Origin of the sequence: Methylophaga sp., assembly GCF_965655755.1 — a bacterium.
GTDB lineage: Bacteria > Pseudomonadota > Gammaproteobacteria > Nitrosococcales > Methylophagaceae > Methylophaga.
In genome coordinates, this window is record NZ_CBFHHW010000002.1 from 118,813 (window position 1) to 134,133 (window position 15,321).

At 45.0% G+C, this 15,321-nt stretch carries 15 protein-coding genes and 1 tRNA gene; all 16 read right to left on the reverse strand.

The features are described 5' to 3' along the window. Positions 1–33 precede the first annotated feature (33 nt). The 16 genes from acpP to ACTF5U_RS01520 all read right to left on the reverse strand — a co-directional run bounded on the left by acpP (position 34) and on the right by ACTF5U_RS01520 (position 15,321). Positions 34–270, reverse strand: a complete 237-nt coding sequence (acpP, locus tag ACTF5U_RS01445; RefSeq protein WP_438969851.1) for an acyl carrier protein — start codon at positions 268–270, stop codon at positions 34–36. A gap of 141 nt (positions 271–411) precedes the next feature. After that, positions 412–1,155 carry a 3-oxoacyl-ACP reductase FabG gene (fabG, locus tag ACTF5U_RS01450; RefSeq protein ID WP_438969852.1) on the reverse strand — a complete coding sequence of 248 codons (744 nt, stop codon included), beginning with the start codon at positions 1,153–1,155 and terminating at the stop codon, positions 412–414. Next, a complete protein-coding gene (gene fabD / locus ACTF5U_RS01455) occupies positions 1,152–2,093 on the reverse strand; it encodes an ACP S-malonyltransferase (RefSeq protein WP_438969853.1) in 942 nt (313 codons plus the stop codon). The genes fabG and fabD overlap by 4 nt, the downstream gene beginning before the upstream one ends. A gap of 18 nt (positions 2,094–2,111) precedes the next feature. After that, entirely contained in the window at positions 2,112–3,071 is a 960-nt protein-coding gene (locus ACTF5U_RS01460) for a beta-ketoacyl-ACP synthase III (protein ID WP_438969854.1), read from the reverse strand. Beyond that, on the reverse strand, positions 3,068–4,087 hold the full coding sequence (gene plsX / locus ACTF5U_RS01465; protein ID WP_438969855.1) for a phosphate acyltransferase PlsX: 1,020 nt from the start codon (positions 4,085–4,087) through the stop codon (positions 3,068–3,070). Before plsX ends, ACTF5U_RS01460 begins: the two co-directional genes overlap by 4 nt. A gap of 13 nt (positions 4,088–4,100) precedes the next feature. Further along, the gene (gene rpmF, locus ACTF5U_RS01470) at positions 4,101–4,280 is read right to left on the reverse strand and encodes a 50S ribosomal protein L32 (protein ID WP_438969856.1); all 180 of its coding nucleotides are present in this window, start codon (positions 4,278–4,280) and stop codon (positions 4,101–4,103) included. Between the two features lie 35 nt (positions 4,281–4,315). Then, entirely contained in the window at positions 4,316–4,843 is a 528-nt protein-coding gene (locus ACTF5U_RS01475; RefSeq protein ID WP_438969857.1) for a YceD family protein, read from the reverse strand. A gap of 77 nt (positions 4,844–4,920) precedes the next feature. Then, positions 4,921–6,429 carry an amidophosphoribosyltransferase gene (purF, locus tag ACTF5U_RS01480; protein WP_438969858.1) on the reverse strand — a complete coding sequence of 503 codons (1,509 nt, stop codon included), beginning with the start codon at positions 6,427–6,429 and terminating at the stop codon, positions 4,921–4,923. Positions 6,430–6,446: 17 nt separating this feature from the next. Next, positions 6,447–6,938, reverse strand: a complete 492-nt coding sequence (locus ACTF5U_RS01485) for a CvpA family protein (protein ID WP_438969859.1) — start codon at positions 6,936–6,938, stop codon at positions 6,447–6,449. A gap of 105 nt (positions 6,939–7,043) precedes the next feature. Further along, positions 7,044–7,676: an SPOR domain-containing protein gene (locus ACTF5U_RS01490; protein WP_438969860.1), complete on the reverse strand. Its 633-nt coding sequence runs from the start codon at positions 7,674–7,676 to the stop codon at positions 7,044–7,046. A gap of 19 nt (positions 7,677–7,695) precedes the next feature. Continuing rightward, a complete protein-coding gene (lon, locus tag ACTF5U_RS01495) occupies positions 7,696–10,125 on the reverse strand; it encodes an endopeptidase La (protein ID WP_438969861.1) in 2,430 nt (809 codons plus the stop codon). A 144-nt stretch (positions 10,126–10,269) separates the two neighbouring features. After that, positions 10,270–11,541: an ATP-dependent protease ATP-binding subunit ClpX gene (gene clpX, locus ACTF5U_RS01500; RefSeq protein ID WP_438969862.1), complete on the reverse strand. Its 1,272-nt coding sequence runs from the start codon at positions 11,539–11,541 to the stop codon at positions 10,270–10,272. Positions 11,542–11,584: 43 nt separating this feature from the next. Then, positions 11,585–12,223 (reverse strand): ATP-dependent Clp endopeptidase proteolytic subunit ClpP, encoded by a 639-nt coding sequence (gene clpP, locus ACTF5U_RS01505; protein ID WP_438969863.1) that lies wholly within the window; start codon positions 12,221–12,223, stop codon positions 11,585–11,587. An 89-nt stretch (positions 12,224–12,312) separates the two neighbouring features. Beyond that, the gene (gene tig / locus ACTF5U_RS01510) at positions 12,313–13,614 is read right to left on the reverse strand and encodes a trigger factor (protein WP_438969864.1); all 1,302 of its coding nucleotides are present in this window, start codon (positions 13,612–13,614) and stop codon (positions 12,313–12,315) included. Between the two features lie 56 nt (positions 13,615–13,670). Beyond that, positions 13,671–13,755: transfer RNA gene (locus ACTF5U_RS01515), tRNA-Leu, on the reverse strand. 69 nt (positions 13,756–13,824) lie between these two features. Continuing rightward, on the reverse strand, positions 13,825–15,321 hold the full coding sequence (locus ACTF5U_RS01520) for an HDOD domain-containing protein (protein ID WP_438969865.1): 1,497 nt from the start codon (positions 15,319–15,321) through the stop codon (positions 13,825–13,827).

Here is a 15,321-nt window from a genome sequence, read left to right on the forward strand (position 1 = left end):
CACTAGACGGCTATCATCAAGCTCGTAGCTATATTAAGACTGGTTAGAGTTAATATAAGAAACTGCTTCTTTTACTGTAGTGATTTTCTCAGCTTCTTCATCTGGGATTTCACATTCGAACGCTTCTTCAAGTGCCATAACCAACTCTACTGTGTCCAGTGAGTCTGCACCCAAATCATCGATAAATGAAGCATCGGCAGTCACTTCATCCGCATTGACGCCCAATTGTTCAACAACAATCTCTCTTACGCGAGCTTCGATATCACTCATAACTAATGTTTCCTTTGGTGGTTAATACATCAAACAATGTGAAGGCATTTTATAGTGCCTGCACGACAGAGACAAGCTAAAACCCTTTCGGATACGCAGCCTCTGTAATAAATTTCATATCTAATAAGCTGTTAGCGCTTATTAGTTCATATACATGCCGCCGTTCACATGCAGGGTTTCACCCGTCACGTAACCAGCATTGAGGCTTGCCAGAAAACTGACTGCCGCGGCAATTTCTTCAGGTGAACCCAGTCGTTTCAAGGGTACTTGCTCCAACAACGCTGTTTTGTGAGCTTCAGGTAAGCCACTGGTCATATCAGTATCAATAAAACCGGGGGCAACTGTATTGACAGTAATGCCACGAGCTCCGACTTCTCGCGCCAATGATTTACTGAAACCAATCACACCTGCTTTTGCCGCAGCGTAGTTAGTTTGCCCCGCATTACCCATCGCACCAACAACAGATGTAATCGTGATAATACGACCCCATCGTGCTTTCGTCATTGCGCGCAGGCATCGTTTGCTGAGTTTAAAGATCGGAGTAAGGTTGGTATTGATAATGTCGTCCCACTCTTCATCTTTCATTCGCATCAACAGGTTGTCACGAGTGATGCCTGCATTATTAACGAGAATATCCGGTGCCCCGAATTCTGCTTCAATAGCAGAGACTGATTCTTCGATGGCATCATTCTCAGTGACATTCAATACGATGCCTTTACCTGCAATGCCCGCTTCTTTAAGAAATTCTGAGATGGTATTGGCGCCATTTTCTGATGTGGCCGTACCGATAACAGTTGCGCCCTGCTCTCCAAGGCTTAATGCAATAGCACGACCGATTCCGCGTGTAGCACCTGTAACCAGTGCAACTTTTCCTTCCAGACTCATGATCCTTCTCCTAGAGCTTGTTGAGTTTTCTGCATGGTTGCTAAATCAAACAACGGCATGGCAGAAAGACTTTTATCAATTCGTTTACTGAGTCCCGCCAATACTTTGCCTGGGCCGCATTCAACAATGGCATTTACATCATTGCTTGCGAACCATTGAACAGTTTCTACCCAACGCACTGGGCTGAATAGTTGTTCGGCTAATAATTGTTTGATCTGGCCGGCATCGGTTGCCGCTGTGACGCTGGCATTATGAATAACCGGTGTATGCGGTACACGTATAGCAATCGTATTCAATGCTTCTGTCAGCTTTTCTGCCGCAGGTTTCATTAAGGCGCAATGCGACGGCACACTAACAGGCAGTAATAAAGCGCGCTTGGCACCCTTTTCGTTGGCCATTTCAATGGCCGCATTTACCGCATTTGCAGCACCAGCGATGACTACTTGCCCGGGTGAATTAAAGTTAACCGCTTCAACAACACCGTTAGAGGCTGCTTCAGCACAAAGACCTGTTACAACATCATCATCAAGACCTAGAATAGCCGCCATAGCGCCTTCACCTGCAGGAACAGCCTGTTGCATAAACTGCCCCCGTTTTTCTACTAACTTAACGGCATCAATGAAATCTAACGCATCTGCAGCTACCAGAGCCGAGTACTCACCCAGACTGTGACCGGCAAAAAAGTCAGGCTTAATATTTGAAACAGTTTGCCAAACACGCCAGACAGCAATACCAGCCGTCAACATAGCCGGTTGGGTTTTATCTGTCTGGTTTAAGCGATCAGTGGGTCCTTCTGACACCAGATTCCATAAGTCATAACCTAATGCATCGGATGCTTGTGCGAATGTATCTGTCACAATCGCGTATTCGGCGGCCAAGTCGGCAAGCATGCCAACTGATTGAGAACCCTGGCCGGGGAAAACGAAAGCTGATTTCATCGAATAACCTCTGAACAATCAGTATTGGATAAGAGCAGAGCCCCAGGTGAATCCACCACCAAAGGCTTCAAGTAAAAGCGTTTCGCCGCGTTTGATACGGCCATCGCGAACAGCCACATCCAATGCCAATGGAATAGATGCTGCGGAGGTATTGCCGTGTTCGCCAACCGTGACCACGACGTGATCCATGGACATATTCAACTTCCGCGCCGTGGCTGCGATAATGCGGATGTTCGCCTGGTGCGGAATCAACCAGTCAATGTCTGATTTTTGCATCTGATTAGCTTCTAGCGTTTCATCAACGATGCTGCTTAGCGTTTTAACAGCAACTTTAAATACATCATTACCTTGCATATCGACATAGGCGGCATCCTCTGTCACAGGCGAACCAGGACCTGTAGGGACATGCAATAAAGTATTAAAACTGCCATCTGAATGAATATGTGTGGACAAGATGCCCGGCTTTTCTGAAGCCTGTAACACCACAGCACCGGCGCCATCACCAAACAAAACACAGGTATTACGATCAGTCCAATCAATAATGCGTGAGAAGGTCTCAGCGCCAATGATCAATACGTTTTTTATCCCACCTGCTTTGATAAATTTATCAGCAACCGTTAACGCATACACAAATCCTGTACAGACAGCCTGTATGTCGAATGCAGGGCAACCACTTATTCCGAGTTTCTCCTGCAACAAGGAGGCGGTGCTGGGGAAAATACGGGTAGGTGTTGTCGTAGCTACAATGATGAGATCAATATCACTGTTTTGAATGCCTGCCGCTTCAATCGCTTTAATGCCTGCTTGGTAGGCAAGATCAGTGGTACTTTCGTCATCCGCTACGATATGGCGTTCTTTGATACCAGTACGATCGGTAATCCACTGATCGGTAGTCTCTACCATGGATTCTAAGTCATGGTTTGTCAGGACTTTTTCAGGTAAATAACTACCGGTACCAGCAATTCGGGAATAGATCACAATACTTGACCTTCCAGAAGTACCTCTAAATGTTTACTGATATTTTTAGGTACGTCTTGTTCTGCTTCGATAATGGCAATATTGATCGCATTAGCAAAAGCGAAGGCATCAGCACCACCATGACTTTTAATAACGATACCTTGTAATCCAATCAGATTAGCGCCGTTATAGGCACGAGGATCTAACTCATTACGAAAGTTTTTAAGTACGGGTGACGCAATTAAGCCAGCGAGCTTAGTTAACCAATTACGGGAAAATGATTGACGCAGGAAGTGACGAATCATATGCACCACCCCTTCACTGGTTTTAAGCGCAACATTTCCGACAAAACCATCACAGACTAAAACATCCACTTCCCCATGATAGAGACCGTCGCCTTCAACATAACCGGTGTAATTCAAGTCAGTTTGTTCCAGTAAACGAGACGCCTCTTTGACACGCTCATTACCTTTAATCTCTTCAGAACCGATATTGAGCAAACCAACAGTTGGATTCGGTTTACCATCAACCAGCTCAGCCAGAACAGACCCCATAACGGCGAACTGCACTAAGTGGGCCGCACTCGAATCAACGTTCGCCCCTAGATCCAGCATATAAGTATGACCGGTCATCGTTGGCAAAGTTGAAACAATTGCCGGACGTTCAATGCCCGGTAACGTTTTCAGCACAAACCGTGCTGTCGCCATCAAGGCTCCCGTATTACCTGCACTCACACACGCGGATGCTTTCCCCTCTTTCACGAGGTTAATTGCAACGCGCATTGATGAGTCTTTTTTTCCACGCAATGCCTGCGAAGGTGACTCATCCATCTCCACTTTTTGGGAAGTGTGATGAATATGCAAACGGGGATCATCCATCACTTTGTTTTGCGCTAAGTGATGCTTGATTGTGTCCTGATCGCCAACGAGAATGAAATCCACATTTGGATGTTTTTTTAATGCTGATATGGCAGCGGGGATCACAACCTGAGGTCCGTGATCCCCGCCCATAGCATCAATTGATATCGTAAGGCTCAATTGTGGTTAGGCCTTATTCACTCGTATCAGAAACGACTTTACGTCCACGGTAGTAACCGTCTGCAGATACGTGATGACGACGGTGCAATTCACCTGACGTTGAATCAACCGACAAAGTTGAACCATTCAGTGCATCGTGTGAGCGACGCATACCGCGACGTGAAGCACTCTTTTTGTTTTTTTGAACAGCCATTAGTTAAAACTCCTAACCCTAATAAAAATCTAAAATCATTTCTTTGATTTCAATGCAGACAATACTGCGAACGGAGACTCCGGTTTTACTTCCGGTGTTTCCTCAACCTCTTCATCCCCTGAGAACCATGCCTCTGCAGGCAAACAGTCGTAGTCATGCTTTGGCACCAAGGGTAATGCCAGAATTAATTCATCTTCAACAACCGTAGCCGGATCAACCAGCTGATTGTCTTCAACCACCCACGGTTCATACTGTTCCGCCAGAGATTCAGCCAGCTTTGCGTGCTTGACCAATCCCAACCATGTATCAATCTCAACTGGGTGCTCAAGCTGCTGCATACAACGCTCACAGGTCAACAACAATGTTGTTTCAAAGTGACCTTGCATATTGGGTGTACCCGTCGGGTCCACATCGAACTGCATCGAGACCGTTACCAAGCCGGTTTTGTCGTTCAGTGAATCGGCCAACCGCGGCATATTTGCCAGTGCAAGCTCTCCTTCCAGTTTTCGTCCGTTATTAGCGAAACGGAAAGGATCAATTTCTTTAGGTAATTGCTGAAGCATAATCGCCGGAATTATATAAGAATTCTAAATAAACAGCAAAAGCTATCTAGCTTAACAATAACGTTACTGGCATATTATCAGGCGTTATTATGTAACTCGATGACGGCATTACTGTCCTCTGCGGATTGTTTTGAAGCATCATTTCTCAATGCATCAATGTAATACAGGTAGTTTTCGTCCACGTCACCTGTAATATAATTGCCATCAAAGCATGATGTATCGAAAATTTCGATATCACTTTTCTTGTTAATCGCAGCAACCAGATCAGGCAAGTCCTGATAGACCAACCAGTCGACGCCTAACTCTTTCCCTATCTGCTCGATATTTCGATCATGCGCTACAAACTCATGTGCTGAGGGCATATCAATGCCATAGACATTAGGAAAGCGGACAGGCGGTGCTGCTGATGCAAGATAGACTTTTTTTGCTCCGGCGTCACGAGCCATCTGGACGATTTGCTGCGAAGTTGTTCCGCGAACGATTGAATCATCAACCAGCAATACATTTTTGCCATCGAATTCCAAATCAATGGCATTCAATTTTTGACGGACCGATTTTTTACGCATGGTCTGCCCAGGCATAATGAATGTACGGCCAATATATCGATTTTTAATAAAGCCTTCACGATAGACCACACCCAAATCATAGGACAATTGCAGCGCGGCGCTACGACTGGTATCCGGAATCGGAATGACCACATCAATATCGTGCTCGGGAAATTCACGTTTGATTTTATTTGCCAGCTTGGTTCCCATACGCATACGGCTTTTGTGAACCGAGATACCATCCATCATGGAATCAGGTCTTGCAAAGTAAACATACTCAAAAATACAAGGTGATTTTATCGGTTTTTCTGCACATTGCTGAGAATGCAAGTTCCCTTCGGTGTCAATAAAGATACATTCACCGGGCTCGATATCACGAACAAGTTCAAAATCAAGGATGTCGACTGCCACACTTTCTGAAGCGACGACATACTCGGTACCTTTGGTCGTTTCACGTTTACCAATAACTGCTGGACGAATACCGTAGGGATCGCGGAAAGCCAGAACTCCCACACCGGAAATCATTGCAACAGCGGCATACGCTCCATTGCAGCGGCGATGAACCTGACTAACAGCATTAAAAATATCTTCTGGGTCTAGTTTAAGTTTGCTACCACTGTGGAGCTCATGTGCCAGGACATTAAGCAGGACTTCGGAGTCTGAGTCGGTATTTAAATGCCGCTGATCGGTGCGGAACAGCTCTTCTTTCAATACCTTGGTGTTCGTCAGGTTGCCGTTGTGTGCCAGAGAAATACCAAATGGCGAGTTCACATAAAAAGGCTGAGATTCTGCAGAAGTTGTGCAACCAGCGGTAGGGTAGCGAACGTGACCTATCCCCATTTTCCCTTTCAGGCGAATCATGTGACGTGTGTGAAACACATCTTTGACAAGTCCTTTATCCTTTCGAAGGAAAAGTTTACCTTCACTGTCACAGGTCATTATTCCCGCGGCATCCTGTCCACGATGTTGCAACACAGTCAATCCGTCATATAAGGCCTGATTAACCTCGGAATGACCCACAATACCAATAATTCCGCACATATTCTGCCCTGTAGGATTTAGTTGTAATTGATGTGTTGGGCGATATCTGTTGGCAACAGATCACGTACCCAAACAGCGAGTTTTTCGAAATGTTCTATCAGCAGCGCATTCTGCCACCAACTGTCGGCGGGCATCAGTGTCGCCCCTGCTCCCAATATCAATATTGTCACAATTGCAACGCCACGAAGTAGTCCGAAAATAACCCCGAGAGAGCGGTCAGTTCCGGTCAAGCCGGTTTTTTCAACTACTTGGCAAATCAGATGGTTAACCATTGCACCCAAGACTAATGTGACAGCAAATAGAATGAAAAATGCCAGAAAAAGTCTGATCGAAGGTGTTGAGATATAATTAGCGAGCAGGGTTGATAAATGAGAGTGGAACATAATGGCGACCCAGAATGCGAGGATCCAGCTAGCCAGTGAAAGCACCTCTTTCATAAAGCCACGGACAATACTGATTGCTGCCGAGATAAATATAATCCCGACAATCAGATAGTCAACCCAAACCATATAATCTCCGCAAAAGCATGCGATAAAGCGCGGATTTTATCAGATTGGCTGGCAACAACCCAGAATTTTTACAGTTATATTTCAAACGCAACAATGACACACTCTTTAAGGCACATAATGTTGAATTTGCGTCGAAAGTCCGAGCTTCTTATTCAGCGTTTGCGCAGTCTTCTCGAGCTGATTGCGATCCGTCACGGGTTGTAATCTGACCCGATAGATAACTGTCCCAGCATTGGAAGTGGTTTCAATCATCGGATCATGACCAAGAGCCTTAACCCGCCCTGCTAAGGCATCTGCATTCTGTTTCTCTGAAAAACTACCCAGTTGCAATACCCAGCGCTCTTGTGAGGTATCGGCCGCCGGTTGTGGTGTAGTCTCAGGTTGTGTTGCTGGCTTTGATTCAGACTCAATCTGAGGTGACTGAACGGGGGGGGATTCAGGCTTTGGTTCAGGTTGAGTTGGTAGCTCAAGATTGGATTCTGATTTGTTCAACTCAAGTTCTGTTTCAGTGTTGGGCTTGCCCAATGACTGTGGGTCAACTAACGTCTCATCAGCTGGCTCCACAATTTCAATATCGTCAGGTATAGGTTCAATAACGGAATCAAAGCTAATCGGCTCTTCTACCATTTTTTCCGGCTGACTCTGTTCGACAGTATCAAGTAGGAACCAGGCGATAACACCAATAAGGCACACCAAAAGAATGGCGCCTATTAAGCGTTGTTGCTGTATCAGTGTCATCCCCTACTCCTGGAATTAATCAATGTCGATTTTGAGAGTTTACCTCATGATACTTTGCTTTTTCACTCGCAATGACTTTGCCAGCTTCATCACTGGACTCAGCACCCTCAGGCATATGCTGTAGAGCCACTTCTAAAACTTCATTGATCCAGCGCACTGGCTTAATTTCGAGACCTTGCTTCACATTATCAGGAATTTCTTTCAAATCCTTGATGTTATCGTGAGGAATTAAAACAGTATCAATACCACCACGGTGTGCTGCAAGAAGCTTTTCTTTCAAACCACCAATTGCCAACACCTCACCACGAAGGGTTATTTCGCCTGTCATGGCTACGTTCGCTCGGACTGGAATCCCGGTTATTGCAGACAGCAGTGCGGTACACATGCCGACACCTGCGCTTGGACCGTCTTTGGGTGTGGCGCCTTCCGGAACGTGAACGTGCAAGTCATGATTCTGCAAAAAGTCTTCACTGATACCCCATTCTGTCGAACGGGCACGTACGACAGTGGTAGCTGCCTGAATAGATTCTTGCATTACATCACCCAGCTTACCGGTATAGGCTGATTTACCCTTACCAGGCATGACTGCAGACTCGATAGTTAATAGTTCACCACCAACTTCTGTCCAGGCCAGACCGGTTACCTGACCGATTCTATCATTCTCTTCGGCAACGCCATATTGATAGTGAAAAACACCTAAATATTCTTCAATAGATTCGGCTGTAACAACCACTTTGTCTTTGCTTTTTTCTTGTAAAATTTTCTTAACCAATTTGCGACAGACTTTTGAAATCTCACGCTGCAGGCTACGAACACCCGCTTCACGGGTGTAGCGTCGAATGATCTCCATTACCGCATCTTCAGTAATATCGACTTCTTTTGCTTTAAGTCCGTTTTCTTTTATCGCTTTTGGCAACAGATACTTCATGGCGATATTGAGCTTTTCATCTTCGGTGTAACCAGCAAGACGAATAATTTCCATACGGTCACGAAGTGCATCCGGAATATTCAGTGTATTAGCCGTACAGACAAACATGACATCGGACAAATCGTATTCGACTTCAAGATAGTGATCGGCAAAAGTCGAGTTTTGTTCTGGATCGAGTACTTCCAGTAATGCTGAAGCAGGATCGCCCCGGAAATCCTGAGCCATTTTATCAATCTCATCGAACAGGAATAGTGGATTTTTGACTTCTGTTTTGGTGATGTTTTGCATCACTTTACCTGGCATCGACCCTATGTAGGTCCGTCGATGACCACGTATTTCAGCTTCGTCACGAACGCCACCAAGTGCCATACGAGTAAACTTACGATTAGTCGAACGCGCAATAGACTGGGCAATTGAGGTTTTACCTACACCCGGTGGTCCGACCAGGCACAAAATTGGACCTTTGAGTTTCTTAACCCGTTTTTGTACGGCAAGATACTCCACAATACGCTCTTTGACTTTTTCCAGACCGTAATGGTCTTCATCCAGTACTTTCTGAGCACGATCAAGGTCAAGCATGACGCGAGAGCGCTTTTTCCAGGGTACGTCAATCAAGGATTCGATATAGTTGCGAACAACGCTGGCTTCAGCCGACATCGGCGACATCATTTTAAGCTTCTTCAACTCAGAATCTGCTTTTTCACGCGCCTCTTCGGACATATTGGCTTCTTCAATCTTGGCCGCTAATTCATCCGCTTCGTTGGCAGCATCATCCATTTCACCGAGTTCTTTTTGAACCGCTTTGAGCTGTTCGTTCAAATAATATTCACGCTGACTTTTTTCCATCTGCTTTTTGACGCGGTTACGAATCCGCTTTTCAATTTGCTGGATGTCGATTTCGCCTTCAAGAAATGCCATCAAACGCTCTACACGCTCTTTAACATCATTCATTTCAAGCAACATTTGTTTTTCTTCCAGCTTCAGTGTCATGTGCGCCGCAACGGTATCAGCCATTCGAGACACTTCTTCAATGCTGGATAAAGAAGCAATGACTTCAGGTGGGATTTTTTTATTCAGTTTGACGTATTGTTCAAACTGCCCGAGTAAAGTCCGCATTAAGACATCGGATTCACGATCATCAGCCACTTCGTCAATATAAGAAGCCACTTCTGCTTCAATGAAGTCTTCATTTTCTTTGAAGTACGCTACTTTGGCGCGCTGGGTACCTTCCACCAACACCTTAACAGTGCCGTCAGGTAGTTTCAGCAGTTGCAAGATGTTAGCCATGGTCCCGGTCTCATAGAGCCCCTCAGTGGCAGGGGCATCTTCTGCCGAATCTTTTTGAGCTAATAAAAGTATCTGTTTATTGTCATCAGTCGCTGTTTCCAGCGCTTTAATCGACTTCTCGCGTCCCACAAACAGTGGAATCACCATATAAGGGTAGACAACAACATCACGCAAAGGCAGTACGGGAACGACCGTTAGAGCGTTATCATTGGTTGTTTCTATTTCATTTTCCATTAAGGCAAACCTCTTTCACGTGCCCTGAGACACCCGGATTAAGACATGTTCTGAATATGGGGACAGACAGCAGGAAATCAAGCACCTAATTCAATAATTAAGTGCTTGATCCGTCCGTTGGACGATGCTGGTTGTTAAAGTGGCTTAATTATCACCCGACGCTAGGTCAGTATTTTGATCTTCGTAAATCAGGATAGGTGCATTTTCGCCGCCTATCACGCTTTCATCAATAACAACTTTAGAGACGTTATCCAAAGATGGCAGATCAAACATGGTGTCAAGTAAAACATTCTCGATGATAGAACGAAGACCACGGGCACCGGTTTTACGCTCCATTGCCTTACGAGCAATCGCACTAAGTGCATCATCTCTGAACTCTAAATCAGCGCCTTCCATATCGAACAGGCGGTGATATTGTTTCGTTAGGGCATTCTTAGGTTCTGTCAGAATTTGAATCAGGGCCGCTTCATCTAATTCGTCTAATGTAGCAACAACCGGTAAACGACCGACAAACTCAGGGATTAATCCATATTGAATTAAATCTTCCGGCTCTACAGTCCGCAAAGATTCACTTAATGGGCGTTGTGCATCCAAGCTCTTCACTTCTGCTGAGAAACCAATACCACCTTTGTGGGTACGATTACGGATAACTTTATCCAATCCGGCAAAAGCACCACCACAGATGAACAGAATCTTGCTGGTGTCGACCTGCAGAAACTCCTGTTGTGGGTGTTTTCGGCCACCTTGTGGTGGCACCGATGCAATTGTCCCTTCGATCAATTTTAACAGGGCTTGCTGCACACCTTCACCACTGACATCGCGGGTTATCGAAGGATTATCAGACTTGCGTGAGATCTTGTCGATTTCATCTATGTAAACAATACCGGTTTCGGCTTTATCTACATCATAATCGCATTTTTGTAACAGCTTCTGAATGATGTTTTCGACATCTTCACCGACATAACCGGCTTCGGTTAAAGTGGTGGCATCGGCCATGGTAAATGGCACATTAAGTTGTCTCGCCAAGGTTTCTGCCAGTAACGTTTTACCGCTGCCGGTAGGCCCAATCAGCAAGATATTACTTTTAGACAGTTCAACACCATCATCTTTATGACCACTACGCAAACGTTTGTAATGGTTATAAACCGCTACAGAGAGGTAGCGTTTAGCTTTATCCTGACCAATAACATAGTTATCTAACGCCTCGTTAATCTCACGGGGCGTGGGCAGTTTGCTGTCTGCTTCGTCGGCTGACAATTCCTGCATTTCTTCACGAATAATATCGTTACAGAGATCGACGCATTCATCACAGACAAATACTGATGGACCAGCAATCAGTTTTTTGACTTCATGCTGACTTTTACCGCAAAAAGAGCAGTAAAGTAATTTGTCATCATTATTATTATCGTCGCTCATAGCCTCACTACCTTACACATCTACTAATTAACATATCGGCAACTTATGCCGTTTCTTCAGGACGACTTGTCAGTACTGAATCAATTAAACCATATTCTACCGCTTGATCACCATTCATGAAGTTATCACGGTCAGTGTCACGTCTTATAGCTTCAATATCTTGACCAGTATGATGCGCCAAAATTCCATTCAGACGATCGCGTATACTGAGGATTTCTTTGGCATGAATGTCAAAATCTGATGCTTGACCCTGAAAGCCGCCTAATGGTTGGTGAACCATAATGCGCGAGTTCGGTAGACAATGACGTTTACCGTCTGCACCACCGGCCAACAAAACAGCACCCATGCTCGCAGCTTGGCCAATACACAATGTACTGACATTGGGTTTGATAAACTGCATGGTGTCATAAATCGCCATACCAGCTGTGACAGCACCGCCGGGAGAGTTGATATACAGATGAATGTCTTTATCTGGGTTCTCCGACTCGAGGAACAACATCTGTGCCACAATCAGGTTAGCCATATGATCTTCTACTGGTCCGACCATAAAGATCACGCGCTCTTTTAATAAGCGTGAATAAATATCATAAGACCGCTCACCGCGTGATGTTTGTTCAACGACGATTGGTACCAGCGCATTTTGAATACCGGTGGACTCTTCAGCAGAGAATTTGTTTGTCATATCCGTCCTATTTTCAAGGTCCTAATAAAAAATTAGCCCGTACCCATTATCCATGAGCACGGGCTACATTCCGTCACAGAGAAACGCTATTAAGCAGATGCTGCGTTAACGACCTCTGAGAATGAAGATGTACTCTCATCTACTTTAACATGGTCAAAGATCCATTCAACAACCATATCTTCAACAACGGTCATTTGGATTTCAGAGAGCTTTTCTTGATTATTCATGTAGTAGTTCACAACTTCTTGTGAATCTTCGTAGCTAGCTGCAATGTTATCAATGGCTTGCTTGACTCTGTCTTCGTCAGGCTTGATATCATTATCTGAAATAATCTTACCAATCAACAGGCTCAGCTTCACACGGTTCTCTGCATTACCTTTGAAATTCTCAACATCGAATGGAATACCATCTACATTCACGCCTTGTCCGCGCAAATTGTTTTTAGCTTGTTCCATCAGATATTCGGCTTCACGCTGAACAGGTGCTTCCGGAAGAGCCAATTCATTTTTCTCTGAAATGGTATCCATTGCGCGGCGCTTATTAAGTGTTTTCAGTGCTGTAGCCAGTTCACGTTCCATATTGGCGCGAACTTCTTTTTTAAGTGCTGCGATACCTTCTTCGACACCGCACAATGCTGCAAACTCTTTATCTAATTTAGGAAGTTTTTTCTTGGCAACCTGTTTGACAGTGACATCGAATGTAGCTGTTTTTCCTTGTAAGTGTTCAGCGCGATAATCATCGGGGAAGGTAATGGTGATCTCAGTTTCCTGATCCGCTTTTTTACCAATCAATTGCTCTTCGAACTCGGGCAACATACTGCCGTTACCAATTTCGATTAGAACGTCTTGACCTTTACCGCCCTGGAACTCTTCACCATCAACTTTACCAATAAAATCGATAGTAACGCCGTCACCTTCTTTAGCACCGCGTTTTAACGGATCCCATGTCAAACGCTGTTCACGTAACGTCTCAAGCATCTTGTCGACATCTTCATCCTGAACCTCGGCAACTGTCTTTTCCAAAGTGATACCATCTAATTTGACTGCATCAACTTCTGGGAAGACTTCATAATTCAGCGTATAAACGAATTTTTCGCCGTCTTCATCCATGCTGTCGATATGTGGCGGACCGGCAGGATTAACACCTTCTTGTGTGAAAGCTTCACGCATGCTGTCTTGAACGACAGTATCGATAACTTCTCGGCGAGCTGCTGGGCCATGGCTTTGGGCCACCATTTTCATAGGTACTTTACCAGGACGAAAACCAGCCATTTTTACGCTCGGCCTGATCGACTTAAGGCGTTCCTGTACTGCTTGCTCGATATTGGCATCTTCAACTGTCACCGTCATTCGACGACCCAGTTCGCTCACATTTTCTACAGTAACTTGCATTCTTTACCTCAAACATGGGGTTTGGCGAATGGTCTTAACCATCAGCCTATGATAATTGGTACGAGAGGAGAGACTCGAACTCTCACAGGTTACCCTACTGGAACCTAAATCCAGCGCGTCTACCAATTCCGCCACTCTCGCATAATCGGTTATCAGACAACTCAGTTGCCCGAAGAAGTCGGCTATTATAGCTACAACACAGCGATAAAACTACCCTTGCATGGCCAAAAAAGTTAAACCCATATTGGCTTGCTGACAGAACTGCTGGAATGCCAGGAAATCCTGTTGGCTAATATCCCGTCCACTGGCATTGCGATCAGCCATAAATACACCGATGACTTTATTACGGACAATCGCCGGCATAACTATATAGGGAGGCGTACCCAATAAACTGAGAGTGTCACGTGACAGAGTACCGCCCAAATTTTTTGGGTCGCCTGATATTAACCGGGCTTTTTTTGTGCTGATAATCTGATGAAAGACATTCTCTTGCTTGCGAATATCAATTTTTAAAGCTGTGGTAAGCGTGTCCTCGGCGTCACCCAAAACATACTTACATGACAAATGCGTTCGTTCGGGGTTAAGTATTGCGAACATCGCTCTGTCTGTTCCCACACCACGATAAACACCTTCAAGAACCATCTCCAGAACGATACCCAAACTAGCCTTATCTTGAACAGTGGTGGCGATCTCCTCCATAACTGACATCAGATAATCATTATCAGCTTCAGGAAAAATTGGCGCTGGTTCTGTTGATTCCTGCTCTGGTTCAGCCGCTCTATCGCCCGCAACTAATTCAGACTCATCATGCTCAATGTCATCATCGTCAATAAGCGGCAGATAAGGCTGCGGAATTTCACGGCTTGCTTCGTAGCTACCATAAAGTTTTGTGACTTCTTTCGCTTTACGCGCATTAGCAAATGCCATGTCTTTGAGGTCAGCTGTTTTTATGTTTAAGGTCTCAGCCATCTCCCTGATGACTGTTTCCGTTTCATCACTATCCCAGCCTTGCGCAGCGGCACCCGCTAAAGCATTACCATAATTAATGAACGTTGTTCGCGTATCTGTACTTCGCCCATTCACATAATCGTCTAATAATTCTCCCAATGACCAGGATTTACTGAGTCCTCTTGTCAACGATATCAATGGAAAGCCAAGTATTTCTGATTCAGCATCCGTTTCGGTGACCCCTGAATCAAGCGCAGCTTGTAATGCATCTGCAGATTCATCAGCAAACGCCCAGAATGCCATTTGTCCTAACCGTGACAATAAGGTCGCGACAAAAATATCTTCGGGGTTTTTAGCCTTCACTTTTACCGCTAATTCCTGAGCCTGAGTCGCAGCGTGAAATGCCATACCCATCTCTTCGACTAATTTTTGTCGGTTTTGCCCTTTACCGAGATTATCAACCAGGACCATTGATAATGTCAGTGCTCTTACCTGATCAAAACCAATCACCATGACGGCACGTGAAACGGTATTGATTTGTTGTTTAGTTGGGTTGAAATGAAAGCTATTGGATACCTTCAATAAACGTGTGGTCAAAGAGGCATCTTTAAGTACGATTCGAGCGACATCTGAAGCGGAGGTTCTTTCACTGTTAACGGCATCGGTAACACTGGATACTGTGCCGGAAAAAACCGGCATGTCGTCATCACTTAACTGTTTAACCCACTCATTAACGTTTTTACTATGCTTTGCTGCCAA